Annotated in this window: 1 protein-coding gene; it reads left to right on the top strand. The window is 45.9% G+C overall.

The window, feature by feature from the left end:
- Positions 1-218, top strand: a 218-nt coding sequence (locus HMPREF2872_RS04365) for a DUF4189 domain-containing protein (RefSeq protein WP_141752843.1), incomplete at both ends; no start/stop codon positions are given.

Below are 218 nucleotides of genomic sequence, written 5' to 3'. Positions count from 1 at the left end.
ATGGATTCACTTGAGGCTGCAAAAAAGCTGGCCATTAAAACCTGCGAAGAAGGTGGAACGAATAAACCGTGTAAAGTTCAAGCCTGGGTTCGCAACGGCTGTATCGCCGTTGCTCAAGCAAAAGATGGTTCAGCTTTTTTTGGCATAAACGACCCGGGTATGGCTGAAGCGGAGGCATTAAGAAAATGTCGAAAACGTGGAGCTTTACAATGCAGAAT

It is taken from the genome of Neisseria sp. HMSC069H12 (assembly GCF_001812735.1).
Classification (GTDB): domain Bacteria; phylum Pseudomonadota; class Gammaproteobacteria; order Burkholderiales; family Neisseriaceae; genus Neisseria; species Neisseria subflava.
The sequence above is the reverse complement of the archived record's forward strand: the minus strand, read 5'-3'. Positions and strand labels throughout refer to the sequence as shown.